The organism is Phytoactinopolyspora endophytica, from assembly GCF_004138495.1.
Taxonomy (GTDB): Bacteria; Actinomycetota; Actinomycetes; order Jiangellales; family Jiangellaceae; genus Phytoactinopolyspora; species Phytoactinopolyspora endophytica.
Window position 1 is genome coordinate 35725 of sequence record NZ_ML142868.1, and the last position, 519, is coordinate 36243.

Below are 519 nucleotides of genomic sequence, written 5' to 3' on the forward strand. Positions count from 1 at the left end.
CGTGCCGGCACGGACCGGCGCGTCATGGGTTGACCGACGACGTCTGATGGAATCGGGGTGTGCGGCTCATCTACCCACCCCAGGATCCGGCGGAACGCGGAGCGGGAGACCTCGACGATCCCGAGTCGTTGGCGGCCGCGTACGCGTATCCCGAGAGCGCCGACGGTGTCTGGCTGCGAGCCATGATGGTCAGCAGCATCGACGGCGCCGCGCAAGGACCGGACGGGCGCTCCGGCACGCTGTCCACGCCACCCGACCAGAAGACGCTGGCGTTACTGCGCGCCCTGGCCGACGTCGTGCTGGTCGGCGCCGGAACCGCCCGTGCGGAGCACTACGGTCCGGTCGAGCCGCATACCGACTACGCCCGGCTGCGCGAACGCGCCGGGCAGCCGCCTGCCGCTCCGATGGCGGTGGTGAGCCGGCGCCTCGAGCTGCACCCGTCGTCGCCCCTGTTCACGCATGCACAGGAGATGACCGGGTCGAAGCAGCGGACCATCATCTTCACCGTGGAGTCGGCGC

The 519-nt window shown here is 70.9% G+C and carries 1 protein-coding gene; it reads left to right on the forward strand.

All coding sequences use genetic code 11. From position 1 onward, the window contains the following. Positions 1–59: 59 nt before the first annotated feature. On the forward strand, positions 60–519 hold a 460-nt coding region (locus ELR45_RS39400; RefSeq protein ID WP_205857441.1), incomplete at its 3' end, for a dihydrofolate reductase family protein.